Source organism: Streptomyces sp. NPDC007917 (genome assembly GCF_042959105.1).
Classification (GTDB): Bacteria; Actinomycetota; Actinomycetes; order Streptomycetales; family Streptomycetaceae; genus Streptomyces.
Map to the genome: position 1 here is coordinate 156,059 of NZ_JBIBKK010000004.1, position 24,987 is coordinate 181,045.

A 24,987-nucleotide genomic window follows, 5' to 3' on the forward strand; every position below is an offset into this window, starting at 1 on the left:
CACAGGGACGTGAAAGGGAGAGCGCGATGGCAGCAGCAGCCGTGCCCGTGCCCGAGGGACCGCTGGTGGTCGGCGTGGACAGCTCCACGCAGTCCACCAAGGCGCTGGTCGTCGACGCCGCGACCGGCCAGGTCGTCGCGCGCGGCCAGGCGCCGCACACCGTAGGCGGCGGGGCGGGGGGTGACGGCAAGGAGAGCGACCCGGAGCAGTGGTGGCGGGCGCTGGCCGAAGCGCTCGGCCAGTGCGGGGCGCATGCCCGGCAGGCCGCCGCGGTCTCGGTCGGCGGCCAGCAGCACGGCCTGGTCACGCTGGACGCCGCGGGGCGCCCGGTGCGCCCGGCGCTGCTGTGGAACGACGTTCGCTCGGCCCCGCAGCGCGATCGCCTGGTCGAGGAGCTGGGCGGGCCCAAGGTGTGGGCGGAACGGGTCGGCAGCGTGCCCGCGCCGGCCTTCACCGTCACCAAGTGGGCATGGCTGAAGGAGACCGAGCCCGAGGCCGCGCGGGCCACCGCCGCCGTACGACTCCCCCACGACTACCTCACCGAACGCCTCACCGGCCAGGGCACGACCGACCGCGGCGACGCCTCCGGCACCGGCTGGTGGGCGTCGGCGAGCGAGTCGTACGACGCGGAGATCCTGGAGCGCGTCGGCCTCTCCCCCGATCAGCTGCCGCGCGTGCTGCGGCACGGGGAGGCGGCCGGGACCGTGCGGCACCTCCCGGATCTGCCGCTGCCCGACGGCGCCCTGGTGGCCACCGGCACGGGCGACAACATGGCGGCGGCCCTCGGCCTCGGGCTGCGGCCGGGGCAGCCCGTGCTGAGCCTGGGCACCTCCGGCACGGTCTACGCCGTCTCGGCGCGCCGGCCCGCCGACCCCACGGGGGTGGTCGCGGGGTTCGCGGACGCGCGCGACGCCTGGCTGCCGCTGGCCTGCACGCTCAACTGCACGCTGGCCGTGGACCGGATCGCCGCCCTGCTCGGCCGCGACCGCGAGGCGGTGGAGCGGGGCGGCTCGGCCGTTCTGCTGCCGTTCCTCGACGGCGAGCGCACCCCCGACCTGCCGCTCGCCTCCGGGCTGCTGTACGGGCTGCGCCATGACACGACGCCGGGCCAGCTGCTCCAGGCGGCCTACGACGGGGCCGTGTTCGCGTTGCTCACCGCGCTCGACCGGGTCCTGGACGCGGACGCCGCGCCCGACGCCCCGCTGCTGCTCATCGGCGGCGGCGCCAAGGGCGCGGCGTGGCGCGAGACGGTGCGCCGCCTCAGCGGCCGGCCCGTCCAGGTGCCCCGGGCCGAGGAGCTGGTCGCGCTCGGTGCCGCCGCCCAGGCCGCGGGCCTGCTGCTGGGCGAGGACCCGGCGGCGGTGGCCCGGCGCTGGCAGACGGCGGAGGGGCCCTCGTACGAGCCGGTGGAGCGCGACGCGGTGGCGCTGGAGCGCCTGGGCGGGGTCCTGTCCGATGCCGACGCGTTGCTGCGCGGGTCCACGCCGTAAGGTCGGGGGCCGGGCCGCGGAGGTACGGCGGGGGTCCAGGACCGTCGGGACCCACAGGACAGACAGGAGACCGTCAGGTGGCAGCGCCACTGCCCAACACTCAGCAGGCGATGCGCAGACGCAACCTCTCCCTCGTACTGCACGCCGTGGCCGCGCACGGTCCGCTGTCCCGCGCCGCCGTCGCGGCCCGGATCGGGCTGACCCGGGCCGCCGTCTCGACCCTCGTCGACGAACTGGCCCGGGACGCGCTGCTGGTGGAGCTCGGGCCGTCCCGGCCGGGCACGGTCGGCCGCCCCGGCAGCGCGCTGCAGCTCAACGAGCGCGGACCGGCCGGTCTTGGCGCGGAGATAGGCGTGGACCACCTGGCGGTGTGCGCGATGGACCTCGGCAGACGGGTGCGGGTGCGGGCCCAGGTCGAGTCGGCGAACCGGGACGGCGCGCCTGGCCCCGTGCTCGGGCGGCTCTCCGAGCTCGTACGGCGTGTCGCGGCGGAGGCGGAGGGCGAGGGGCTGCGGCCGGCGGGGCTCGCGGTGGCGGTGCCGGGGCTGGTGGCGCGCGAGTCCTGTGTCGTGGTGCGGGCGCCGAACCTCGGCTGGGAGGGGGTGGATGTGGGCCCGGCGCTGCGCGAGGCCCTGCCGGGCCTCCCCCTCACCGTCGACAACGAGGCCAACCTGGGCGCGCTCGCGGAGCTGTGGCTCGGCGGGCACGACCCCGCGCCGCGCGACTTCGTCCATGTCTCGGCCGAGATCGGCATCGGTGCCGCCGTGGTGATCGACGGGCGGCTGCTGCGCGGGACGCATGGGTTCGCGGGCGAGCTGGGCCATGTGCCGGTGCGGCCCGAGGGCCCCGAGTGCGCGTGCGGCGGGCGCGGCTGTCTGGAGCAGTACGCGGGCGAGGAGGCCGTGCTGCGGGCCGGGGGCGTCCATGCGGAGCAGGCCGCCGAGCACCGGCCGCCCGGGAGCCGGGTCGCCCTGCTGGCCCGGCGGGCGGCGGACGGCGATCAGAAGGTGCGGCGCGCGCTGCGGGGTGCGGGCTCGGCGCTGGGCATCGCCCTGGCGGGCACGGTGAATCTGCTCGACCCGCAGAAGGTGGTGCTGGGCGGGGCGCTCACCCCGCTGGCGCCCTGGCTGCTGCCCGCCCTGGAGCGGGAGCTGGCGCGGCGGCTCACCGACCCGGCCCGGCCGGGCCAGGACGTGGTGTCCGTCTCCCGGCTGGGTTCCGACGGGCCGGTGCTGGGCGCGGCGGGCTCGGTGGTCCAGGCGATCCTGGACGACCCGGCGGCGCTGAGGGAGGGCGGCGCGTAAGGCGTGCCCGAGGGCCTGGGGCCCGGCTGCCTCGGCGTGTCGTGAGTGCTGTCGCCCGACTGGCCGACACGCGCCTCACGGGGAGGCGCGTGTAGCGATCATACGATTTGCCAGTGACTGCCGTGAGCCAGCGGGGCGGGTCAGTGAGCGCCGCGCAGGAAGTTCTCCAGACCCGCCAGGTCGTCGGTGTTGATGTAGTCGACGTCGGCGGCCAGGAGTTCGCGCCACAGCGCCTCGCGCTCCGCGCCCGCCACGTCGGGGGTGGCCCAGAAGCGGACGCGCTGGCCGTTCGCGTGCGCCGAGCCCACGATCTGACGCAGCTTCTCCCGCTCGCCCGACGGCATCTGACCGGCGCCCAGCCAGCTGAAGCTCTGCGTCCAGTTGCTGCTGATGAGCGGGATGAAGGAGGCGGGCACACCGCTGCCCAGGTCCTCCAGGCGCCCGTCGTAGAAGGCGTGGCGCAGCCGTTCGGCCTCCATGGGGGCCCGCGCGCCGCGGTCGCCCGAGATGACGGCGGTCACCGCGGAGCGGCGCACCCGGCCGCCGACGCCGCCATGGGCGCTGGACAGCATCGAGTGGTAGGGGCGCAGACGCTTGGCGAGTTCGAGGTAGGTGGGCTCGCCCGCGGTCTTGATGTCGATGAGCAGCTGCAGCGTCAGGTCGTGGCCGCGGTAGACCCGGCCGCCGTTCTGCTTGACGCGCCGGGCCAGCGGGTCGAGGTAGAGCGACTCCAGGGTGCGGGTGGGGTCGAGGTCTTCCGCGTCATGGGCGACCAGCAACTCGCCGTCCACCAGCCAGATGTCGGCCTCGACGCTCCCGAAGCCGTGGGAGAGCGCGTCGGTGAGCGGACGCGGGTGCTCGTAGTCGTTGTGGGCGTGGGCTCTGGCCAGCGGCGGCTTGCCCCTGCCGGAGCCCGAACCCGCGTAGGCGGGGGCGGCTGTCACGCCCGCCACAGCTGCTCCGAGGGTGACGACAAAGGCGCGGCGCGTACGGCGGACCATGGGGGCCTCCCGGCTCTTGTCCCGGCGCGGGGCCGGGGGTGCACGACGGACGCCAGTGAGTATCGGGGCGCCGTGGGCCGGTTGGGCAGGGGCGTGCGAAGAGTTCCGCGGGTGGTCTCCGGCCATTTCCGTGCCGTTCCCACGGGACGCGCGGCGCGCCCCGAAGCGGTGGGCCGGGGCCGGAGGTTGACGGGAGGTGTGCCGTGGCGGTGAGCAGACGCGCGGGAGCCAGGCGGACGCGTGCGTCCAGGTGGGCGCGCGCGGCGGTCGCGGTGGCCCTCGCCTGGGGCGTCCTGGCCGGCGCGGGCCCGGCCGGGGCGGGTTCCGCGCCCGCGCTCCGCGCCGCGCCGCACTATCTGGAGCGCACCGCGCCGGCGCCCGGTGTGGAGTACCGCCAGTTCACTCTGGCCACCTCGCACGGCACGGCGCTGGGCCATCTGCTCACCGTCGATCTGCGGGAGCCGGGGGTCTCGCTCGATCTGCTCCACCCCGACGCGGTCGCCTCGCGCGCCCGGGTCTCCGCGATGGCCGCGGAGCGCTCCGCGATCGCCGCCGTGAACGGCGACTTCTTCGACATCACCGAGACCCAGCACCCCGGTGTGGACGCGACGGGCGCCGCGGTGGGCCCGGAGGTCACGGGCGGGCTGCCGCTCAAGTCGGCGGTGCCCCAGGGCCAGCGGTTCGGCCCGGCGGCGCCGCCCGACACCTCGACCGAGGACGTCGTCGGGGTCGGCGCCGACCGGATCGCCCGGATGGGCCGGCTGGCGCTGCGCGGCACGGTGACGGCGGAGGGGCGGGGCACCCGGCCGCTGCGCGGGCTGAACCAGTACGCGGTGGCCGTGGACGGCATCGGGGCGTACACCTCCGACTGGGGCGGCGCGTCCCGGGTGCGGGCCACCTGCGGCGTGGACACCGCCCGCTCGGCGCCCTGCAGCGCGGAGACCTTCGAGGTGACCGTGCAGGAGGGCCGGGTCGTCCGGCGGGCGGTCACCCCCGGCAAGGGCCCGATCGCGCCCGGCACGTTCGTCCTGGTGGGGCGGGAGGCGGGGGCGCGGGCGCTGCGCGAGCTGCGGGTGGGCGACCCGGTGAGCTTCGACTACGGGCTGCGCGACACGCACGGCCCACGGTTCGACTTCGCGCTCGGCGGCTTTCCGATCGTCCGCGACCGCCACCGGCTCGACGGGCTCGACCCGCTCACCGGGGCGGTGCGCACGGCCGCGGGCATCGGCGACGGCGGGCATCTGCTGTATCTGCTGGTGCTCGACGGCGAGATGACCTACCGCGCGGGGCTGACCCTCAGCGAGCTCGCGGATGCGATGCTCGCACTCGGCGCCGACGATGTGTTCAACCTCGACGGCGGCGGCTCCTCCACGCTCGTGGCGCGGGAGGCGGACAGCGGGCGGTTGACCGTGCTCAACCATCCCTCGGGCGGCACCGAGCGGCTGGTCCCCAATGGGATCGGGGTGTTCAGCCGCCCTGCGCCCGGGCTACGGTCCCGGCCGGACGACCGCCGCTGAGCCGCGCGACCCGCCGCTCAGGGCCGGACGCTGCTGACCACGTCCGCGGTCGCCGCCAGCCCCTCGGAGATGGTCGGCGCGATGCTGCTGCTGGCCAGGTAGAAGCCCAGCGTGACGCAGACCAGCGCATGGGATACACGCAGCCCTCCGCTCCGCAGGAAGACCACCGCCAGAATCAGCAGCAGTAGGACCACGGAGATCGAAATGGCCATGGCGAGCCTCCTCAGGCGCTTCATGAGGATCGGGATCCGGCCGCCAGTTTCGCCCAGTTATGCCCTTGACCCGCGCCATCGCGGTGCTCCATACGAGTGCCGATCACGGGTGCGAACGCCCCGGCCGCACCCGGACGGCACACCCCGGCCGCCCCCGGGCCGCGCGACGCGCCGCGCGCGGCGACCGGGAGCGGGGCCGCTCAGCCGACGGGAGCGGGCAGATTCACCAGCCCGGCCAGCGCCTCGCGGTGGCGGCCCGGGGTGCCCAGCGCGATCTCGTCGCTCTTGGCCCGCTTGAGGTAGAGATGCGCCGGGTGTTCCCAGGTCATGCCGATCCCGCCGTGCAACTGCACGCACTCCTCTGCCGCGTGCACCGCGACCCGCGCACAGGACGACTGGGCGACCGCCACCGCGATGGGGGTCTCGGGGCTGTCCGCGGCGAGCGCGTCCGCGGCGTGCCGGGCCGTGGCGCGGGCGGAGACCAGCTCCAGCCAGAGTCCGGCCATGCGGTGTTTGAGCGCCTGGAACGAACCAATGGGGCGGCCGAACTGATGGCGCTCCTTGGTGTGCCGTACGGTCTCCGCCAAGCACCATTCGGCCAGACCCAGTTGCTCGGAGGCGAGCAGCCCGGCCCCCGCCATGAGGGCGCGGCCGACGGCGGCCCGGGCGCGGTCGGGCCCGGCGAGGCGGCGCGCCGGGGCATCGGCGAAGCGGAGCGCGGCGAGCGGCCGGGTGAGGTCGAGCGGGGTCAGCGGTTCGACGGTGACGCCGGGGGCGTCGGTGTCCACGGCATAGAGCCCGTATCCGTCCGGGCCCTCGGCGGGAACCAGCAGCACATCCGCGCCGACCGCGCCCGCCACGCCGCCGGCCCGGCCGCTCAGGGTGGCGTCGGCGCGGGCGGTGACGGTCGCGGGCGGCGCGCCGCCGGGCGCGGTGGACAGCGGCAGCGCGAGCGCGCCGACCGCGCGCCCCTCGGCGAGCGCGCGGAGCAGCCGGGCCACCTGCTCCTCGTCGGTGTCGCAGCCCAACAGGGCCGAGGCGGCGAGCACGGCGCTGGTGAGATAGGGAACGGGGGCGACGGAGCGGCCCAGTTCCTCCAGCACGACCGCGGCCTCCCGCGCGGTGGCGCCCTGGCCGCCCAGCTTGTCGGGCACCAACAGCCCGGCCGCCCCCATCTCCACGGCCAGCGAGCGCCACAGCGCGGGGTCGTACGGGCGGCGGCTCTCCGTCTTTGCGAGCACGGCGGAGGGCGGGCAGCGGTCGGCGAGCAGCGACCGCACGGCGGCGCGCAGGTCGTCCTCGGCCTCGGAGTAGAGCAGGTCGGGCTCGGCGGAGGACAGGTCCAAGGTGCTCATCGGGGCAGGTCCTTCCACGGGAGGTCCTTGTCGGTCCGCGGCTCGGGCGGCAGGCCCAGGACGCGTTCGGCGACGATGTTGAGCAGCACCTCGGAGGTGCCGCCCTCGATGGAGTTGCCCTTGGCGCGCAGATACCGGTAGCCGGCCTCGCGCCCGGTGAAGTCGACGAGTTCGGGGCGGCGCAGCGTCCAGTCGTCGTACAGCAGGCCCTCCTCGCCCAGCAGTTCCACCTCCAGGCCGCTGATCTCCTGGTTGAGGCGGGCGAAGGCGAGCTTCATCGCCGAGCCCTCGGGCCCGGGCTGGCCGATCGCGAGCTGCTGGCGCAGCCGTTCGCCCGCCAGCCGGGCCGCCTCGGCCTCCACCCACAGCCCGAGCAGCCGCTGGTGCAGATCGTGGGTGCGCAGTTCGGGCCGCTCGCGCCAGGCTGCGGCGACCCGGCCGATCATCCCGCCCTCGCGGGGGACGCGGCCGCCGCCGATGGCGACCCGCTCGTTCATCAGGGTGGTCTGGGCGACCTTCCAGCCCTCGCCGACCTCGCCGAGGCGCCGGCTGTCGGGGATGCGCACACCGGTGAGGAAGACCTCGTTGAACTCCGCCTCGCCGGTGATCTGGCGCAGCGGGCGCACCTCGACGCCGGGGTCGGTCATATCGCAGATGAAGTAGCTGATGCCGCGGTGCTTGGGCAGGTCCGGGTCGGTGCGGGCGATGAGGATCGCCCAGCGGGCGAGGTGTGCGCTGGAGGTCCAGACCTTCTGCCCGTCGACCACCCAGGTGTCGCCGTCGCGCACGGCCCGGGTGGCGAGGGCCGCGAGGTCCGAGCCGGCTCCCGGTTCGCTGAACAGCTGGCACCACACCTCCTCGCCGGTCCACAGGGGGCGCAGCAGGCGGGTGCGCTGCTCGTCGGTGCCGAAGCCGAGGATGGTGGGCGCGGCCATGCCGAGGCCGATGCCGATGCGGCGGGGGTCGTTGTCGGGCGCGCCCGCGGCGTCGAGCTCGGCGTCCACGACGGACTGCAGGGTGCGGGGGGCGCCCAGGCCGCCGAGCCCCACCGGGTAGTGGATCCAGGCGAGTCCGGCGTCGAAGCGGGCCCGCAGGAAGTCCAGCCGGGCCGTGGTGGCCACGGGGTGCTCGGCGAGCAGCCGCCGGACCCGGTCGCGCAGCTCCTCGGCGGTCACCCGCGCCCGTTCGGTGTCCGTACTCATCGCGCCTCCCTCTGGCTCTGCCCCGGGACGACCACGACGCGGCCGGTGGTGGTGCCGTCCGCGACGCGCTGGACGGCGTCGGCGGCGCCCTCCAGCGGCACCCGCTCGCTGACCAGGGGGCTGACCGCGCCCTGGGCGGCGAGCCGCGCCAGTTCGTCGTGGCAGGCGCGGACGGCGGCGGGGTCGTGGGTGTTGTACAGCCCCCAGTGGAGGCCGAGGATGGCATAGTTCTTGACCAGGGCGTGGTTGAGGGCGGCCTGGGGGATCACTCCGCTGGCGAAGCCGACGACCACGATCCGGCCCTCGAAGGCCACGCACCTGACCGACTTGGCGAACGCGTCGCCGCCGACCGGGTCGTAGATCACATCGGCGCCCCGCCCGCCGGTGGCCTCCTTGACGGCCGCCACGAAGTCCTCCTGCCGCCGGTCGACGACCAGGTCGCAGCCGAGCTCCCGGGCCACCTTGACCTTGTCCTCGCCGCCGACGACGCCGATCACCCGCGCGCCGTGGGCCTTGCCGAGCTGGACGGCGGCGCTGCCGACGCCGCCCGCGGCGGCGTGTACGAGCAGCGTCTCGCCGGGCTGCAGCCGGGCCCGGCGGTGCAGGCCGAACCATCCGGTCTGGTAGCCGATGTGCAGCGCGGCGGCCTGCGCGTCGTCCAGCGCTTCGGGTGCGGGCAGCGCGGCCGCGGCGCTGACGACCGTGGTCTCGGCGAAGCCGCCGACGGGCAGCTCGGGGGTGGCGATGACGCGGTCGCCCGGGCGGCCCGGGGCGCCCTCGCCGACGGCCAGGACCTCGCCGCACACCTCGACGCCGGGGGTGAACGGCAGCGGCGGGCGCACCTGGTACTGCCCGCGGCACAGCAGGGCGTCGGGGAAGTTGACGTCGGCGGCCCTGACCCGCAGCAGCAGCTGTCCGGGCCCGGCGACCGGCTCCGCCACCTCTTCCAGGCGCATCACCGCGCGCGGCTCGCCCGTCTCGTGCACTCGCCATGCCTGCATACCGGTGGCCTCCCACACCCTGTCGGTCGGCGCGCGGTCCCCGCGCCGAGCGCATACTAACCAGTCGGTACGACCAGCGGAACCGTCCGGCGAGGCGTGCCCGGGCCACTCCGCCGGGCGGCGGACGCACTCTTGTGCGACGCTTGACGGGCCCTGAGGCTGGATGGGCCCTTGAGTCAGACGCCACCGACAGGTGAGGGTTGGCAGCGGCAACGCGGCCCACACCGCGGTGGCCCCCGTACCGGGCCGCGAGTGAACCGCCGGGGCTGAGACGCCCCGGAGGTGAACCGAGCCCGTAAGAAGGCAGAACGGGAGACGACTGTGCCCCAGAGTCAGGCGATCAGCGAAGCCGAGACAGAGGCCCGCATACGCGGCATCTGTTTCAAGACCGGACCGCCGAGGCGGTTCGGTGTCGAGCTGGAATGGCTCGTACACGACGCGCACCACCCCGCACACCCCGTGGAGACCGCCCGGCTGGAGGCCGCGGTCACCGCACTGCGCGGACTGCCGCTCCGGTCCACCCTCACCTTCGAACCGGGCGGCCAGCTGGAGCTCAGCTCCCTCCCGGCCGACTCGCTCACCGCCCTGGTGGAGTCCGCCGCCGCCGATCTGGCGCTCGTACGCCCGCTCCTCGCCCGGTTCGGCCTGGGCATCGCCGGCCACGGGCACGACCCCTGGCGGCCACCGCGCCGATTTCTCACCACCCCTCGCTACGCCACGATGGAGACCTACTTCGACCGCCGTGGACCGGCCGGGCGTTCCATGATGTGCAACACCGCCTCCGTGCAGGTGTGCGTGGACGCCGGTCACGACGAGCCGGGGCCGCTCGGCCTCGGGCGGCGCTGGCGGCTGGCCCATCTGCTGGGGGCCGTGCTGACCGCCGCCTTCGCCAACTCTCCCCTGCGCCAGGGCGCCCCCACCGGCTACCGCTCGACACGGCAGGCCCTGTGGACCGCGATGGACCCGGGACGGACACTGGCGCCGCCCGCCGGACCGGACCCGCGGGCCGCCTGGGCCGGGTATGTGCTGGACGCGCCCGTCATGGCCATCCGGGACGGCGAGGAGGCGTGGGCCGTGCCGTACGGCCTCACCTTCCGCGACTGGATCCGTACCGGAGCGCCCCGGCCGCCCACCCGGGACGACCTCGACTACCACATATCGACCCTCTTCCCGCCCGTCCGGCCCCGCGGCCATCTGGAGCTGCGCATGATCGACGCGCAGCGCGGCGAGGACGGCTGGATCGTCCCGCTCGCCGTCACCGTGGCCCTCTTCGACGACCCCGAGGCGGCGGAGACCGTCTACCGCGTGGTGAAACCGCTCGCCGAGACGGCGGGCCCAAAGCCCGCGCCCGCCAATCCGCTGTGGCGCACCGCCGCCCGCCACGCCCTCGCCGACCCCGAGCTGCGCGCCGCCGCCGTCGTCTGCTTCACCACGGCCCTTGAGGCGCTGCCCCGGCTCGGGGCCTCCCCCGCCATTGCCTCCGCCGTCGCCGACTTCACCGACCGCTATGTCGCCCGCGGCCGGTGTCCCGCCGACGATCTGCTCACCCCCGTCACCGGGAAGGAGTACCGGCCATGACCGCTCCCGGCCCCGACACCGACCCCGAGGCGCTGCGACGGCGCGCCGAGGCGGCGCTGCGGCGTGCGCGCGAGCGCACCGGCGCCCTCACCACCTGCGTCGACGAACACGACCTCACCGCACAGCACTCCCCGCTGATGTCACCGCTGGTCTGGGACCTGGCGCACATCGGCAACCAGGAGGAGCAGTGGCTGCTGCGCGCGGTCGCCGGGCAGGACGCGCTGCGCCCCGAGATCGACTCGGTGTACGACGCCTTCGAGCACCCGCGCGCCCAGCGGCCCTCGCTGCCGCTGCTGCCGCCCGCCGAGGCCCGCGGCTATGTCGCCGATGTGCGCGGCAGGGTGCTCGACGTGCTGACGCGGATCCCGCTGCGCGGCGGGCCGCTGGTCGACGCCGGCTTCGCGTTCGGCATGATCGCGCAGCATGAGCAGCAGCACGACGAGACGATGCTCATCACCCACCAGCTGCGCCAGGGGCCTGCCGCGCTCACCGCCCCGCCCCCGCCTCCGCCCCCGGCGGACGGCGTCCCGCTGCCGGCGGAGGTGCTGATCCCCGGCGGCTCGTTCACCATGGGCACCTCCACCGAGCCCTGGGCGCTGGACAACGAGCGCCCGGCCCACCGCCGGGTGGTCCCCGCCTTCTTCATCGACACCACCCCGGTCACGGCCGGTGCGTACGCGCGGTTCATCGAGGACGGCGGCTACGAGCGGCGGCGCTGGTGGACCGAGGCGGGGTGGGGTCATATCCGCGAGCACCGGCTGACCGCCCCGCTGTTCTGGCGGCGCGAGGGCGGGCAGTGGCTGCGCCGGCGCTTCGGGGTGACGGAGCCGGTGGAGCCCGAGGAGCCCGTGGTGCATGTGAGCTGGTACGAGGCCGACGCCTACGCCCGCTGGGCGGGCCGGCGGCTGCCCACCGAGGCGGAGTGGGAGAAGGCCGCCCGGCACGACCCGGCAGACGGCCGGTCCCGGCGCTACCCCTGGGGCGACGCCGACCCCACCCCGGTCCACGCCAACCTGGGCCAGCGCCATCTGCGGCCGGCCCTGGCGGGCAGCTACCCGCGCGGTGCCTCGCCGCTGGGCGTCCGGCAGCTGATCGGCGACGTATGGGAGTGGACGGCCAGCGACTTCCTGCCCTACCCGGGGTTCCGGGCCTTCCCGTACCGCGAGTACTCGGAGGTTTTCTTCGGCGACGGGTACAAGGTGCTGCGCGGCGGCTCCTTCGCCGTGGACCCGGTCGCCTGCCGCGGCACCTTCCGCAACTGGGACCTGCCGATACGCCGCCAGATCTTCTCGGGCTTCCGCACCGCGCGCGACGCGGGGCCCGCGGAAGCGTGAACACCCAGCGGATCGGACCCCACCCCGGATCGGAAGGGGGTGATGCCGATGTGCCGGCATCTCGCCTATCTCGGACCCAGCACACCCGTGGGGGAACTCCTCATCGCGCCCCCGCACGGGCTGTACCGCCAGTCGTACGAGCCGCGGCGGCAGCGGCACGGCCGGATGAACGCCGACGGGTTCGGCGTCGGCTGGTACGCGGAGGGCGACCCGGTGGCCGCCCGCTACCGGCGCGCCGGGCCCATCTGGGCCGATCTGTCGTTCACCGATCTGGCCCGGGTGATCAGGACCGGCGCGCTGCTGGCCGCCGTGCGCAACGCCTCCGAGGCCAGCGCCGACGGGGAGGCGGGCGCCGCCCCCTTCTCCTCGGGCGCCTGGCTGTTCAGCCACAACGGCAAGGTCGAGGACTGGCCACACTCCGTGGCCGACCTCACCGCCACCCTGCCGCCCGCCGACCTGCTGCGGCTGGAGGCGCGCTGCGACGCGGCGTTCCTGTGGGCGCTCACGCTGCACCGGCTGCGCCTGGGCCACGGCCTGCCCGCGGCGCTGGGCGAGACGACGGGTACGGTGGCTGCCGCGGCGCCCGGGTCGCGGCTGAACCTGCTGCTCACGGACGGCGAGACCATCGCCGCCACCGCCTGGGGCGACACCCTCAGCTATCTGGCCGAACCGGGCCACAGCGTGGTGGTGGCCTCCGAGCCGTATGACGACGACCCGCGCTGGACCGATGTCCCCGACCGCACCCTGCTCACCGCCACCCGCTCCGATGTCCAGCTCACCGCACTCAGGGAGGCTTCCCCGTGAGCCCCTTCACCGTCACCCGCACCCTGCCCGCCGACGCCACGGCCGCCGCGCTGCGCGCCGATGTGGCCGAGGGGCTGACCCGCACCCCCAAGCAGCTGCCGCCGAAGTGGTTCTACGACGCCCGCGGAAGCGAGCTGTTCGAGCGGATCACCGAGCTGCCCGAGTACTACCCGACCCGCGCGGAGCAGGAGATCCTGGTCGCCCGGGCCGCGGAGATCGCCGCCGCGACCCGCGCCCGCACCCTCGTCGAGCTGGGTTCCGGCTCCTCGGAGAAGACCCGCCATCTGCTCCGCGCCCTGCCTGATCTGCACGCCTACGTGCCCGTGGACGTGAGCGAGAGCGCGCTGACCCTCGCCGGGCGCGCCCTGCTGGCCGAGCACCCGGGGCTGACGGTGCACGCGCTGGTCGCCGACTTCCTGGACGGGCTCGCCCTTCCGCAGGACACGCCGGGCCCGCGCCTGGTCGCGTTCCTCGGCGGCACCATCGGCAATCTGCTGCCCGTCGAGCGGGCCGGGTTCCTCACCTCGGTCAGCGCCCTGCTCGCCCCCGGTGACGCGCTGCTGCTGGGCACCGACCTGGTCAAGGACGAGGCCACGCTGGTCGCCGCGTACGACGACGCGCAGGGCGTCACGGCGGAGTTCAACAAGAATGTGCTGGCCGTCATCGACCGGGAGCTGGGCGCGGACTTCGACCCGGCGGACTTCGACCATGTGGCGCTGTGGGACGCCGAGCACGAGTGGATCGAGATGCGGCTGCGCGCCCGCGGCGCGGTCACCGCGAAGATCCCCGCACTCGACCTCGCGGTGCACCTTGCGGCCGGGGAGGAGATCCGCACCGAGGTCTCCGCGAAGTTCCGCCGGGAGCGGGTACGGGCCGAGCTCACCGCGGCGGGGCTGCGGCCGCGGCGGTGGTGGACCGACAGCGAGGGGCGCTTCGCGCTGTCGCTCGCGGTCCGGGTGTAGGTCCCGGGCGCCGGGTCGGCCGAGCGCGACCCGGCGCATCCACCGGAGCCAAGGGGGCGCGCAACTCCGCTGTCACCACACCCCGTTGACATCACTACGCTCCGTTCCACCCACAACACCGACCGAAATAATGTGATCCATGTCACTCTCCAGCGGTGAGGCCGCAGCGCAGCGCGGTGCGGCCCTCAACCGCGCCCGAACCCCCTCTTGTTGTGGCGAAATCCACACCCTTAATCTTTGGCGCGCCCGGCAGCGCGCCGCGAAGGCGCATGAGAAGGAGCCGTCCATGGCCTTACGCGGACGCCACCGCCGCTACAAGCCCAACCGCATCTCCCGCGCCTCGCTCAGCGTCACCGCGGGCGGCGCCGGTATCGCCCTGCCACTGGTCGGTGCGGCCGGCGCGAGCGCGGCATCCGGGGAGACCTGGGAGAAGGTCGCCCACTGCGAGTCCACCGAGAACTGGGACATCAACACCGGAAACGGCTTCTACGGAGGTCTGCAGTTCACCCAGTCCACCTGGGAGGCGTACGGCGGGACCGCGTACGCGCCCCGGGCCGACCTGGCCACCAAGGACCAGCAGATAGCCGTCGCCGAGAAGGTGCTCGACGCCCAGGGCCCCGGCGCCTGGCCGAACTGCTCGAGCCGGGCCGGGCTGACCCGGGGCGACGCCGCCCCGCAGAGCGCGGCCAAGGCCACGGCCGCGTCGGCGACGACACACCACCAGCAGGCCGACCGCACCCCGCGGACCAAGCACGACACGCCGACGCCCACCAGCCTCCCGGGGCGCACGCCCGCCAAGGCCGGCCCGTACGTGGTCATCAGCGGCGACTCGCTGTCCCGGATCGCCGACCGGCACGATGTCGACGGCGGCTGGCAGACGATCTACCAGGCCAACCGCGAGACCATCGGCGGCGACCCGGATCTGATCTATCCGGGCCAGAAGCTCTCCCTGAACGGCCCCGGAGCCAAGGCCGGGCCCAAGGCGAAGGCCACGCCCAAAGCCGAGCCCAAGGCCAAGGTGAAGACGGAGCCGAAGACCGAGCGGCCGTCGAAGGCCGCCAAGCCGGACCGCCACCACCGGACCACCCACAAGCCCGCCGCGAAGCCCGCCACCACCACGGGGTTCACCGCCCCGGTCAGCGGGGTCGGCCCGAGCACGGCGTACCGGGCGGCCGGGGGCAGCTGGTCGAGCGGCTATCACACCGGCGTCGACTTCCCCGTGTCCATCGGCACCTCGGTCAAGGCCGTCGGCACCGGCCAGGTGGTCTCGGCGGGGTGGGCCGACGCGTACGGCTACGAGGTGGTCATCCGGCACCCGGACGGCCGGTACAGCCAGTACGCCCATCTGTCGCAGCTGTCCGTCCGGGCGGGCCAGCAGGTGAGCGGCGGCCAGCAGGTGGGCCGTTCCGGCTCGACGGGCAACGCCACCGGTCCGCACCTCCACTTCGAGATCCGCACCGGCCCCGGCTACGGCTCCGACATCAACCCGCTGGCCTATCTGCGCTCACACGGCGTCTCCATCTGAGCAGCTGAGCAGGCGCGAGCCGCGAGCCGGGGCAGGAGGTCCCCGGGCCGCTCGCAGACCAGGATGCCGTCCACGTCGCGGCGCGACACGAACCCTTCGGCCGCGGCGTGGGCGAGGAAGGCGAGCAGGGGCTGATAGAAGCCTCCGGTGTCCAGGAGGGCACACGGCTTGCCGTGCAGCCCGATCTGAGCCCATGTCAGCGTCTCGAAGAACTCCTCGGCGGTGCCGAGTCCGCCCGGCAGGGCGACGAAGGCGTCGCCGAGTTCCGCCATGCGCGCCTTGCGCTGGTGCATGTCCTCCACGACCAGGAGCCGGGTGAGACCGGTGTGGCGGATCTCGTGGCGCGCCAGGTGCCGCGGGATGACGCCCGTGACGGCGCCGCCCGCGCGCAGGGCGGCGTCTGCCACCGCCCCCATCAGACCCACCCGGGCCCCTCCGTACACCAGCTCGAGACCGGCTTCGGCCACGGCCCGGCCGAACTCGGCCGCCGCCCGCAGATGGACCGGGCGAGAGCCGGAAGAGGCCCCGCAGAAAACCGTGACCCGGCGCACGGCGACATCCGCGCTCACGCCGCGTGGTAAACCGCCGAAGGGATTCCCTCGAAAACTTTCGAGAAGATTCTTTCCTGCATAACACCGTGTTCCGCATGGCGCTCCGCCACCATCCGGGAAATCTTGTCCAGCTGTGATTCGGAGAGCTTGCGCGAGGTCAGCGATTCGACGCTCACCGAATAGGTGGCACACCATTCCAGAATCGCCTCGAGTCCGTTGACGGATGCCGCGAAGAAGCGATGGTCCGGACTTTCCCAAAGGGTGACCAGCTCCTGGAGCATGCTGGTCTGTTCGCCCTCGGGGGCCAGCATCCGGCGCGCCCTGCGCGCCAGGCCGGCCACGTATCCCTCCCGGTCCGGGATGTGCAGCAGCCGCACGGTCAGCCGGTGGGGCAGATCAGGAAGCCGCTGCGCGAAATCCCGCAGCAGCGATATGGAACCGCCTTCGACGATCACGAACCGATGGCGCTCGCCCAGCTCCTCCAGCCTGCGGACGAGCGCGTCCGCCGCCTCCTCGGGCGGGAAGTCCCCGTCGGCCACGGTCCGGTCGCCCAGCCAGGAGCGCTCCACCTCGACCGTCTCCTCGCCGGCCCGGGCGCTGGTGGTGGCCAGGTCGGTGAAGCACTGGATCCGGTCGGCCACCACGATGGGCGCGCCCGTGATCCGGGCCAGCGCGGTGGCGGCCGCGCTCTTCCCGACGCCGGTGGGTCCCGCGATGACGTGCACGAACTGCGGCCCTCCGCCATGCGATCCAGACATCGAAATCCCCTTCGCCGCAACGTTCCTGACGGGAAATCACGGTAACCCCCAACGTCCCGCGCGCATCCCTAGCCAAGGCATCAAAACAGTAAACGAATGGGCAAGTAATTAAAGGTTGAATATTTAACGCGATCCTTACTGGCCCCGCGCCACACTCCGGATCGCACCATTCTCACGGCAGCTCTCACGGCAGCCCCAACGGCATTCACGAGAGGACCGGGCATGACTCAGCTATCGGAACCGCCGTCACCAATTCTCGATCCATTCGGCAAGGGATGGATTCCGGACACGCTCTCGCTCCCCGCCGGATCGGCTCTGATCGACCTCTCCACTCCCGTCGAGCGCGTTCTGGAACAGCTCGGGCCGGTGCTCCGCCGGCGTGCGGAGCGCACGGTTCTGGTCGGCTGCGGCGCCTCGTACGACTCCGCGCCACAGGACGTGGCGCTGTTCGACGCCCTCCCGGGCTGGAGCCTCCATGTGCCGGGGCACCCCGCCGAGGCCGGGCGGCTGCTGCGGGACGCCGCGGCCGGTGACGGGAGCACGTACCTCAGGCTGCCCGAGCGGGGCAACGCCGAGCCCCACGGCGCCTCGGGGTCGTTCGAGGTCATCAGACTCGGCGCGGGCGGTGTGGTCCTGGCCGTGGGCCCCACGCTGGACGCGGTGGTGCGCGCCACCGCCGGCCTCGACCTGACCGTCCTGTACGCCTCGACCATCCGCCCCTTCGACGCGGTGGGCCTGCGCACGGCGGTGCTGGCCGCCGACCGGGCCGATGTCGTCCTGGTCGAGCCCTATCTGGCCGGGACCTCGGCGCACCGTATCGCCGAAACCCTGGTGAACGTCCCGCACCGGCTCCGCGCCCTCGGCCTCCCCTGGGACGACTCCGGGCCGCGCGCCCACGGGCTCGACGAGGCGGGCATCGCCACGGCGGTCAGGGCCTTCCTGCGCTGACGGCGCCGAGCCGTCGCCGAAGGCTCCACAACAGCACTCCACTTCCCGGGGAGGAAGCCGATGAACGTTCTCCTGATCTCCGGCATGGGTCCGGAAGTACCGAACAAGAAGCTTCTGGAGGGCTCTTCGTTCCAGGCGTTACTGGCCCCCGAGGTTCACCGCCCGGCCGCCGGGCGGCCCGAGGTGTTCGACCTGTCCCTGCTGCGCACGGCGGACGGGGCGGGGCGGCCCCTGCTGCGCCCGAGGCGCGCCGGCGGCCGGGCCCGCGCGGTCAGCTCCGTACGCCTGACCGCCGCCGAGGAGGAGGCCGAGCCGGGCAAGGCACCCCATCTGACCACCTTTACCCTGCAGTCGATCCTGCTGGCCGCCGGGGTCGAGCACGAGGTGTTCCCGATCGAGCGGATCTGGAACGGCTCCGCCGAGGAACCCCCGGGCGACGCGGACATCGTGCTGCTCTCGACCACGTTCATCTGGGACCGCCGGACCCTCGCCAAGGCCGTCGCATGGGTGGAGGAACGTTTCCCTACCGCGGTTCTGGTGCTCGGCGGGCAGTACAGCAACCTCAAGTTCCAGCGGATCCTCGCCGATCACCCCTTCGTCCGGTACATCGTCCGCGGTGATGCCGAGGACGCCCTGCCCGCGCTGCTGCGCGCGCTGCGCACCAGGGGCGATGTGGGCGCCGTCCCCAACCTGGTGTGGCGCGACCCCGATACGGACCGGATGCGCATGACCAGGATCGAGTACGTCGACCTGGACGCGCTGCCCTCGCCCAGCCCGGTGGGCAGGCTCCCGGTCGTCCCCTACGAGTCCATGCGGGGCTGCCCGTTCAGCTGCAAGTACTGCTCCTTCCCCGCCGCGTCGCCGAAGTGGCGCTACAAATCGGCCCAGAAGATCGCGGATGACTTCCTGCGCTACCACCGTGAGAACGGCGCCGAGTACATCAAGGCCCTGGACTCCACCTTCACCGTGCCGCCGACCCGGCTGCGCGCGCTGCTGCCGCTGCTGGCGGAGGCGAACGTCGGCTGGGAGGCGTACACACGCGCCAACTCGATCCGCGACCGGGGCGTCGTCGACGATCTGGAGCGGGCTCACTGCCGCGCGCTGTCCATCGGCTTCGAGTCGATGAACGACACCACGCTGGGCTACATGCGCAAACAGGTCAAGGCGCGCGCCAACCGGACGGCCTTCGAGCTGCTGCGGAACAGCTCGATCCACTCCTTCGTCTCGTTCATCGTCGGCTATCCCGGCGAGACGCCCGAACTCTTCGAGGACACCAAGCGGTTCCTGGTGTCGGAGTACTCCGGCCAGTTCGCGCTCTACGTCTTCATGATGAACGACGAGACCATGCCGATCTGGCAGGAGGCCGACCGCTTCGGTCTTGAGGTGTTCGACCTGGACGGCGAGGCGGAGGACTGGACCCACCACGGCATGGACAGCCACACCGCCGCCCAACTGCAGCTGGAGACCCTGCGCGAGGTGCGCTGGAAGAACGACCACGCGATCGCCAGGGTGTGGCAGCACGGCTTTGAGTCCCCGCTGCTCCCCGACCGCTCTCCGGCGCAGAACGCGGTGGTCGAGAAGCTGGTGGACCGCCTCGGGATGCTGAGCGCCGACGTCCGCGACCCGGCCGAGGCCACGCGCCGCAGGGACGGTCTGCTGTCCGACCTCGCCGGGCACGGGGTGGTCACGGCCCGCTGAGGTCGTACTGGCAGGCCTGCAGATGGAACAGCTCGGCGTAGATGCCACCCCGGTCCAGCAGCTCCTGCGGGGTGCCCGATTCGGCGAGCCGCCCCTCGTGGAGGACGTGGATGAGGTCGGCGTGCCGGACGGACGCCAGCCGGTGGGTGATCAGCACGACGGTCTGCCCGTCCCCCGCGAGGGCCCGGATCTGCTCGAAGACGGCGAGCTCGGCGCGTGCGTCGAGCGCCGAGGTGGGCTCGTCGACCAGCAGCACGGGCGCGGCGCGGTAGCGGGCGCGGGCGATGCCCAGCCGCTGCCACTGGCCGCCGGAGAGCTGCTGGCCGCCGCGGAACTCCCGGGCCAGCAGGGTGTCCCAGCCGTGCGGCAGCCCGGCGACGATGTCGTCGGCCCCCGCGTAGGCCGCCGCGCGGTCCAGGGCCTCGGCGCGGACGGGGCTCTGCGGGCTGCCGATCGCGACGTTCGCCTTGGCGGTGAAGGGCCAGCGCTTGAAGTCCTGGTTGACCATGGCGATCCGGGAGAAGAGCTGTGCGCGGTCGGCCTCCGCGATGTCGGTGCCGTCCCACAGGATGCGCCCCGTATCCGGCATATGGAGCCCGGCGAGCAGCTTGACCAGGGTGGACTTACCGGACCCGTTCTCGCCGACGAGCGCCACCACGCCCCCGCCGGGAATGGTGAGGCTGACCTTGTCCAGGGCGGGCCGGTCGCTGCCGGGATAGGTGAAGGAGACGGAGTCGAAACGGATCTCCTGCGGCTCCATCGGCAGCGGCAGCCCGCCCTCGGGGATGGCGCACCGCTCGGCGTCCTCGCACAGCCGGTCCAGGTCCTGGACGAACAGCATCTCCTCGTAGAGCTGGTTGAGCTGCAGCACCAGTGTGGACAGGTTCTGCGAACCGGTGCGGATCGCGATGACCGCGGTGCCCGCGACGGACAGCTCCATGCCGCCGGTCAGCAGCAGCCCGCCGAGCGCCGCGTACGTGGCGAGGGTCGCCGCGCCGGTGAGCGCCGCGGCGATCAGCTCGGTGCCGGCCGCGGCGTCGGCCAGCCGGGTCTGCTCCGCCTCGGCCGACTCCGACATCCGGCGGAAGTGACGCAGCAGGAAGCCGCCGACGCCGTGCACCCGGACCTCCTGCGCCGCCTCGCGCTCGGTGAGCAGCCGGCTGAGCAGATGGCCCGCCCGGGCGTGCTCGATCATGGTGTGGAAGGAGAGATAACGGCGGCGGGCGATGCGCAGCGCGCTCCAGCTGCGCGGCAGGGCGATGAGCACCAGCAGGGGCAGCAGCAGGGGGTGCAGAACGGTCAGCACTCCAGCGGCGGCGACGACGGCGAGCATCCCGTTGACCACCGCCACGCAGTACTTGACCATGCGCCGGGCCGAGGAGGCCCCGTACTGGGCGGAGTCCAGCAGCCGGTGGAACTCCGCGTCCTCGATCGCGGAGAGCTCCACCCGGGCCGCGCACTCCAAGTACCGCTCGGTCGCCACCCGTTCGACCTTCGGCTCCAGCCGGCCGGTCCCGGCCGTCGAGGCCGAGGCCAGCAGCGCGCCGAGGACCGCCACCACGCCCACCACGATCAGGGACGGCAGGGCGCCTCGCAGCCGGTCGGCGGTCGCCCCGTCGGACAGCAGCGCCGCCAGCGCGTCGTTCACCGCGACCAGGCTGAACGCCTGGCCGATCCCCTGGCCGATCTCCGCCGCCGCGACCGTCCGCAGCGCCCTGCGGTCGGCGGCCCAGGCGAGCCGTACGGTGGAGCCCACCAGGCGCGGCAGCCTGCGGGCCATCGCCCAGAGCGACAGATGCAGATAGGCGTCGTCGTAGCGGCTGAATCCCATGTCGTACCGGAGCCGTCCGCCGAAGAGGAGACGCTCGGACTCCGATGTCTCGTCAGGGGCCTGCTGCTTGCGTCGCCGCGGCCACGGCATCGCGCCACCCCCTCCGCCCGGGCACCGCGTCAGTCTGTCGTAGTGGAGGGGTCGTCCGCGACGCATTTCCGGTCGGGCTCGGCCGCGCTCCGTGGCACGATGTGCGAGGTGTGGGGCATCGTGCGCCCGCGGTGGGGCTGGGTACGCGCCCTGGCCTCGAGACGGAAAGCGGAGGAGAGTGCGGCGTGCGTCTGGCCCACGACGACCCGCGGCTGCGCTACCGGGGGGCGGTGTCGCTGCAGCGCGGCCCCGGCTGGACCGCGCCCTGGCGGCTGCCGCATGAGGAGGCCGCGCTGTATCTGCCCGAGGGCGGGCTGGGGCGGGCGGCGATGCCGTCGGGGGTGCGGGTGGGTCTGCGTACCGACAGCACCGGGCTGACCTGCCGCTACCAGGCGGATCCCGCGCCGAAGCTCAACGGGCCACCGGAGGTGGCGCGGCTGGATGTGCTCTGCGAGGGGCGGCACGCGGCCACCGTCGAGCTGCAGACACACGGCGGGGACGCGGAGTTCCGGGTCGACGGCCTGCCGGGGCGGATGGCCGCGGTCGAGCTGTGGCTGCCCTTCTACCATCAGTTCCGGCTGTGCGAGGTGGAGCTGGACCCGGGCGGGGCGGTCGAGCGTGACGGCGGCGAGGGGCGGCCGCGCTGGGTCCACTACGGCAGCTCCATCTCGCAGGGGCGCGGCGCCGCCTCCCCGAGCCGTACGTGGGCCGCTTTGGTGGCCCGGCGCGCCGGCTGGGAGCTGACCTCACTGGCGCTGGGCGCGGCCTGCCAGCTGCAGCCGATGACCGCGCGGCTGATGCGGGACCTGCCGGCCGATGTGCTCACCGTCTGCGTCGGGATCAACATCCAGGCGCTGGGCAGCCACAACCGCGACTCGCTTGCCTCGGCGCTGATCGGCTTCGTGCGGACGGTGCGCGAGGGGCACCCGAGGACGCCGTTCGCCGTGATGTCGAACATCGTCGCGCCCGAGCGGGAGGAGGTGCCTGGGCCCTCCGGGATGACGATGCGCGAGTGCCGGGCGCACATACGGCGCGCGGTCGAGCTGCTGCGCACGCACGGGGACACGAATCTGCACTACGTCCACGGCCCGAAGGTGTTCGGGCCCAGCTGTACGCGGCTGCTGCTGGAGCCCGAGGGCCTGGACCGGCTGCACCCCGCGCCCGCCGGGCATCCGGTCTTCGCCGCCCGCTTCCTGACGGCTCTGCGCCGCGCGGGATGTACGCCCGAGAGCCCGGCGGGCTCATGACGCCCCGTACACCGGCCGGGGCGGCTCGGCGGCGGCGAGCAGCTTCCGGGCGGCCTCGCCCGCCTCGGCGGGGGTCCAGCGGGCTCCCTTGTCGGCGGTGGGGCCCGGTCGCCAGCCCTCCATGACGGTGATGCGGCCGGCCTCGGCCTCGAAGACCCGGCCGGTGACACCCGCGCTGTCGGCGGAGGCGAGCCAGACGACGAGCGGTGAGACGTTCCCGGGAGCCATCGCGTCGAAGGCGCCGGCCTCGCCCGGGGCGGCCATGGTCTCGGCGAAGGCCCGCTCGGTCATCCGGGTGCGGGCGGCCGGGGCGATGGCGTTGACCTGGACGCCGTAGCGGCCCAGCTCGGCGGCGGCCACGAGGGTCAGCCCGACGATCCCGGCCTTGGCCGCGGAGTAGTTGCCCTGGCCGACGCTGCCCAGCAGCCCCGCCCCCGAGCTGGTGTTGACCACGCGGGCGGCCGGGGCGCGGCCCGCCTTCGCCTCGGCGCGCCAGTGGACGGCGGCGTGCCGCAGTGGCAGGAAGTGGCCCTTGAGGTGGACGCGCAGCACCGCGTCCCAGTCGTCCTCGTCCAGGTTGACCAGCATGCGGTCGCGCAGGAAGCCGGCGTTGTTGACGAGGGCGTCGAGCCGGCCGTAGGTGTCGAGGGCGGTGGCGACCAGGGAGGCCGCGCCGTCGGTGGTGGCGATGTCGCCGCCGTGCGCGACCGCTTCGCCGCCCAGCGCCCGGATCTCCTCGGCGACGTCCTGGGCCGGGCTCCCCTGGCCCACCGCGCCGTCCAGGGCCACGCCGAGGTCGTTGACGACGACCCTGGCCCCCTCGGCGGCGAGGGCCAGCGCGTGTGCGCGGCCCAGGCCACGGCCCGCTCCGGTGACGACGGCGACGCGTCCGCCGCACAGTCCGGTCATCTTGGGTCCTCCCGCTGGTTGACGTTGGCGGCGTCGAGGAACGCCGGGCGCTCACCGCCGCCGTGGACGTGCAGGGCGGCACCGCTGATGTACGCGGCGAGGTCGGAGGCGAGGAAGACGCAGGCGTCGCCCGCCTCGTCCGGTTCGGCCAGCCGTCCGAGGGGGACGGTGCGGCCGACGGCGGCGAGCCCGGCCTCGTCGCCGTAGTGCAGATGGGACAGTTCGGTGCGGACCATGCCGAGCACGACGGTGTTGACCCGGACCGTGGGGGCCCACTCCACGGCCAGGGAGCGGGCGAGGTTCGCAAGGCCCGCCTTGGCGGCTCCGTAGGCGGCGGTGCCGGGCGAGGGGCGGGTCCCGCTGACGCTGCCGATCATCACGATGGAGCCGCCGCGCTCCTGATGCCGCATCACCTCATACGCGGCGAGGGAGACGGTCAGGGGGGCGATGAGATTGAGCTCCACGACGCGGGCGGCGCGGGCCGGCCCGGAATCGGCGAGCAGTCCGAACCGGCTGCCCCCGGCGTTGTTGACCAGGAGGTCGAGCCGCCCGTACGAGCCGCGCAGCGCGTCGAAGAAGGCGCCGACGGCGTCCGTGTCGCGCACGTCCAGGGGCAGGAAGCGGGCCGTGCGGCCCGCCGCCGCGACGGGCCGGTCCCCCAGCCGGCGGGCGCAGACCACGACCTCGGCGCCCGCGGCAAGCAGGGACCGCGCGATCCCCGCGCCCACGCCCCGCGTCCCTCCGGTGACGACCGCGACGCGCCCGGACAGGTCGATGGTGACGGCCACGTGACACCTCCCGCCGCGCCCCGGGCGCTGCTACCTTCTCGCCTAACAAATGTTTGGTGGAAAGGTAGCGGATCTGCTCATGGGTGTCTCCACCTCCGCCCCACACGCGGGCGTCGCCGTCGTCACCGTGGACTTCCCGCCGGTCAACGCCCTTCCCGTCCAGGGCTGGTACGAGCTCGCGTCGGCCGTGCGCGGCGCGGGCAGAGATCCGGACGTGCGCTGTGTCGTCCTCGGCGCCGCCGGGCGGGGCTTCAACGCGGGCGTGGACATCAAGGAGATGCAGCGCACCGAGGGGCACCAGGCCCTGATCGGCGCCAACCACGGCTGCTACGAGGCGTTCGCCGCCGTCTACGACTGCCAGGTCCCGGTCGTCGCCGCCGTGCAGGGCTTCTGCCTCGGCGGCGGAATCGGTCTGGTCGGCAACGCCGACGCGATCGTGGCGAGCGACGACGCGACGTTCGGCCTGCCGGAGCTGGACCGGGGCGCCCTGGGCGCGGCCACCCATCTGGCCCGGCTGGTGCCGCAGCACCTGATGCGCACGCTCTACTACACCTCGCGCACCGTGACGGCCGGGGAGTTGCACCGGCACGGCGCGGTGTGGCGGGTCGTGCCGCGCGCGGAGCTGCCGGATGCGGCGCTGGAACTGGCCCGGGAGATCGCCGCCAAGGACGGGGCGCTGCTGCGGCTGGCCAAGGCCGCGATCAACGGCATCGACCCGGTCGATGTGCGCCGCAGCTACCGGTTCGAGCAGGGCTTCACCTTCGAGGCCAACCTGAGCGGCATCGCCGACCGGCACCGCGAGGCGTTCGCGTCCGGCGTGTCCGGCCCCTCCGGCCTTTCCGAGGCGGGTGAGCGGCGTTGAGCCCCGGCAACAACAAGATC

Annotated in this window: 22 protein-coding genes; 12 read left to right on the top strand and 10 right to left on the bottom strand. The window is 74.0% G+C overall.

The genetic code is table 11. The features are described 5' to 3' along the window. The first annotated feature begins 26 nt into the window (after positions 1-26). Complete coding sequence (gene xylB / locus ACFZDL_RS09180; protein ID WP_353589905.1) at positions 27-1,490, top strand: xylulokinase; 1,464 nt, start codon at positions 27-29, stop codon at positions 1,488-1,490. 77 nt (positions 1,491-1,567) lie between these two features. Continuing rightward, positions 1,568-2,794: an ROK family protein gene (locus tag ACFZDL_RS09185; protein ID WP_391190774.1), complete on the top strand. Its 1,227-nt coding sequence runs from the start codon at positions 1,568-1,570 to the stop codon at positions 2,792-2,794. A gap of 140 nt (positions 2,795-2,934) precedes the next feature. Here the strand turns inward: ACFZDL_RS09185 and ACFZDL_RS09190 are convergent, their stop codons facing one another. After that, positions 2,935-3,795: a phosphatidylinositol-specific phospholipase C/glycerophosphodiester phosphodiesterase family protein gene (locus ACFZDL_RS09190; RefSeq protein ID WP_353589906.1), complete on the bottom strand. Its 861-nt coding sequence runs from the start codon at positions 3,793-3,795 to the stop codon at positions 2,935-2,937. Positions 3,796-4,004: 209 nt separating this feature from the next. On the opposite strand from ACFZDL_RS09190, the gene ACFZDL_RS09195 reads away from it, so the two are divergent. Beyond that, on the top strand, positions 4,005-5,312 hold the full coding sequence (locus ACFZDL_RS09195; protein WP_353589907.1) for a phosphodiester glycosidase family protein: 1,308 nt from the start codon (positions 4,005-4,007) through the stop codon (positions 5,310-5,312). 17 nt (positions 5,313-5,329) lie between these two features. On the opposite strand, the gene ACFZDL_RS09200 is transcribed toward ACFZDL_RS09195, so the two are convergent. The 4 genes from ACFZDL_RS09200 to ACFZDL_RS09215 all read right to left on the bottom strand — a co-directional run bounded on the left by ACFZDL_RS09200 (position 5,330) and on the right by ACFZDL_RS09215 (position 9,082). After that, on the bottom strand, positions 5,330-5,524 hold the full coding sequence (locus ACFZDL_RS09200) for a hypothetical protein (RefSeq protein ID WP_311728743.1): 195 nt from the start codon (positions 5,522-5,524) through the stop codon (positions 5,330-5,332). Between the two features lie 200 nt (positions 5,525-5,724). Continuing rightward, a complete protein-coding gene (locus ACFZDL_RS09205) occupies positions 5,725-6,879 on the bottom strand; it encodes an acyl-CoA dehydrogenase family protein (RefSeq protein WP_353589908.1) in 1,155 nt (384 codons plus the stop codon). Then, a complete protein-coding gene (locus ACFZDL_RS09210) occupies positions 6,876-8,081 on the bottom strand; it encodes an acyl-CoA dehydrogenase family protein (RefSeq protein ID WP_353589909.1) in 1,206 nt (401 codons plus the stop codon). The genes ACFZDL_RS09205 and ACFZDL_RS09210 overlap by 4 nt, the downstream gene beginning before the upstream one ends. Continuing rightward, positions 8,078-9,082, bottom strand: coding sequence for an NADPH:quinone oxidoreductase family protein (locus ACFZDL_RS09215; RefSeq protein WP_353589910.1), 1,005 nt, complete (start codon positions 9,080-9,082; stop codon positions 8,078-8,080). Before ACFZDL_RS09215 ends, ACFZDL_RS09210 begins: the two co-directional genes overlap by 4 nt. A gap of 321 nt (positions 9,083-9,403) precedes the next feature. Between ACFZDL_RS09215 and egtA the strand changes: the two genes are divergently transcribed. The 5 genes from egtA to ACFZDL_RS09240 all read left to right on the top strand — a co-directional run bounded on the left by egtA (position 9,404) and on the right by ACFZDL_RS09240 (position 15,285). Next, entirely contained in the window at positions 9,404-10,660 is a 1,257-nt protein-coding gene (gene egtA, locus ACFZDL_RS09220; protein WP_353589911.1) for an ergothioneine biosynthesis glutamate--cysteine ligase EgtA, read from the top strand. Beyond that, positions 10,657-11,994: an ergothioneine biosynthesis protein EgtB gene (egtB, locus tag ACFZDL_RS09225; protein ID WP_353589912.1), complete on the top strand. Its 1,338-nt coding sequence runs from the start codon at positions 10,657-10,659 to the stop codon at positions 11,992-11,994. Before egtA ends, egtB begins: the two co-directional genes overlap by 4 nt. Before the next feature lie 48 nt (positions 11,995-12,042). Beyond that, complete coding sequence (gene egtC, locus ACFZDL_RS09230) at positions 12,043-12,798, top strand: ergothioneine biosynthesis protein EgtC (RefSeq protein WP_353589913.1); 756 nt, start codon at positions 12,043-12,045, stop codon at positions 12,796-12,798. After that, positions 12,795-13,760, top strand: coding sequence for an L-histidine N(alpha)-methyltransferase (egtD, locus tag ACFZDL_RS09235; RefSeq protein WP_353589914.1), 966 nt, complete (start codon positions 12,795-12,797; stop codon positions 13,758-13,760). Before egtC ends, egtD begins: the two co-directional genes overlap by 4 nt. Positions 13,761-14,046: 286 nt before the next feature. Continuing rightward, positions 14,047-15,285, top strand: coding sequence for a transglycosylase family protein (locus tag ACFZDL_RS09240; RefSeq protein WP_353589915.1), 1,239 nt, complete (start codon positions 14,047-14,049; stop codon positions 15,283-15,285). Here the strand turns inward: ACFZDL_RS09240 and ACFZDL_RS09245 are convergent. Then, the gene (locus tag ACFZDL_RS09245; RefSeq protein WP_353589916.1) at positions 15,255-15,854 is read right to left on the bottom strand and encodes a TIGR00730 family Rossman fold protein; all 600 of its coding nucleotides are present in this window, start codon (positions 15,852-15,854) and stop codon (positions 15,255-15,257) included. The genes ACFZDL_RS09240 and ACFZDL_RS09245 overlap by 31 nt on opposite strands. Then, positions 15,851-16,594 (bottom strand): isopentenyl transferase family protein, encoded by a 744-nt coding sequence (locus ACFZDL_RS09250; RefSeq protein WP_353589917.1) that lies wholly within the window; start codon positions 16,592-16,594, stop codon positions 15,851-15,853. Before ACFZDL_RS09250 ends, ACFZDL_RS09245 begins: the two co-directional genes overlap by 4 nt. A 222-nt stretch (positions 16,595-16,816) precedes the next feature. Between ACFZDL_RS09250 and ACFZDL_RS09255 the strand changes: the two genes are divergently transcribed. Then, positions 16,817-17,542 carry a transketolase gene (locus ACFZDL_RS09255; RefSeq protein ID WP_353589918.1) on the top strand — a complete coding sequence of 242 codons (726 nt, stop codon included), beginning with the start codon at positions 16,817-16,819 and terminating at the stop codon, positions 17,540-17,542. A gap of 60 nt (positions 17,543-17,602) precedes the next feature. Continuing rightward, positions 17,603-19,240, top strand: a complete 1,638-nt coding sequence (locus ACFZDL_RS09260; RefSeq protein WP_353589919.1) for a radical SAM protein — start codon at positions 17,603-17,605, stop codon at positions 19,238-19,240. On the opposite strand, the gene ACFZDL_RS09265 is transcribed toward ACFZDL_RS09260, so the two are convergent. Continuing rightward, complete coding sequence (locus ACFZDL_RS09265; protein WP_353589920.1) at positions 19,227-21,161, bottom strand: ATP-binding cassette domain-containing protein; 1,935 nt, start codon at positions 21,159-21,161, stop codon at positions 19,227-19,229. The genes ACFZDL_RS09260 and ACFZDL_RS09265 overlap by 14 nt on opposite strands. Before the next feature lie 185 nt (positions 21,162-21,346). Here ACFZDL_RS09265 and ACFZDL_RS09270 point away from each other — a divergent pair, with 185 nt between their 5' ends. Next, positions 21,347-22,408: an SGNH/GDSL hydrolase family protein gene (locus ACFZDL_RS09270; protein WP_353589921.1), complete on the top strand. Its 1,062-nt coding sequence runs from the start codon at positions 21,347-21,349 to the stop codon at positions 22,406-22,408. Here the strand turns inward: ACFZDL_RS09270 and ACFZDL_RS09275 are convergent. Both ACFZDL_RS09275 and ACFZDL_RS09280 read right to left on the bottom strand, forming a co-directional pair. Then, complete coding sequence (locus ACFZDL_RS09275) at positions 22,403-23,317, bottom strand: SDR family oxidoreductase (RefSeq protein WP_353589922.1); 915 nt, start codon at positions 23,315-23,317, stop codon at positions 22,403-22,405. The two genes, ACFZDL_RS09270 and ACFZDL_RS09275, sit on opposite strands and share 6 nt — an antisense overlap. Beyond that, positions 23,314-24,105 carry an SDR family oxidoreductase gene (locus ACFZDL_RS09280; protein ID WP_353589923.1) on the bottom strand — a complete coding sequence of 264 codons (792 nt, stop codon included), beginning with the start codon at positions 24,103-24,105 and terminating at the stop codon, positions 23,314-23,316. The genes ACFZDL_RS09275 and ACFZDL_RS09280 overlap by 4 nt, the downstream gene beginning before the upstream one ends. 79 nt (positions 24,106-24,184) lie before the next feature. Here ACFZDL_RS09280 and ACFZDL_RS09285 point away from each other — a divergent pair, with 79 nt between their 5' ends. Beyond that, positions 24,185-24,967, top strand: a complete 783-nt coding sequence (locus ACFZDL_RS09285) for an enoyl-CoA hydratase family protein (RefSeq protein ID WP_353589924.1) — start codon at positions 24,185-24,187, stop codon at positions 24,965-24,967. The last annotated feature ends 20 nt before the right edge of the window (positions 24,968-24,987 follow it).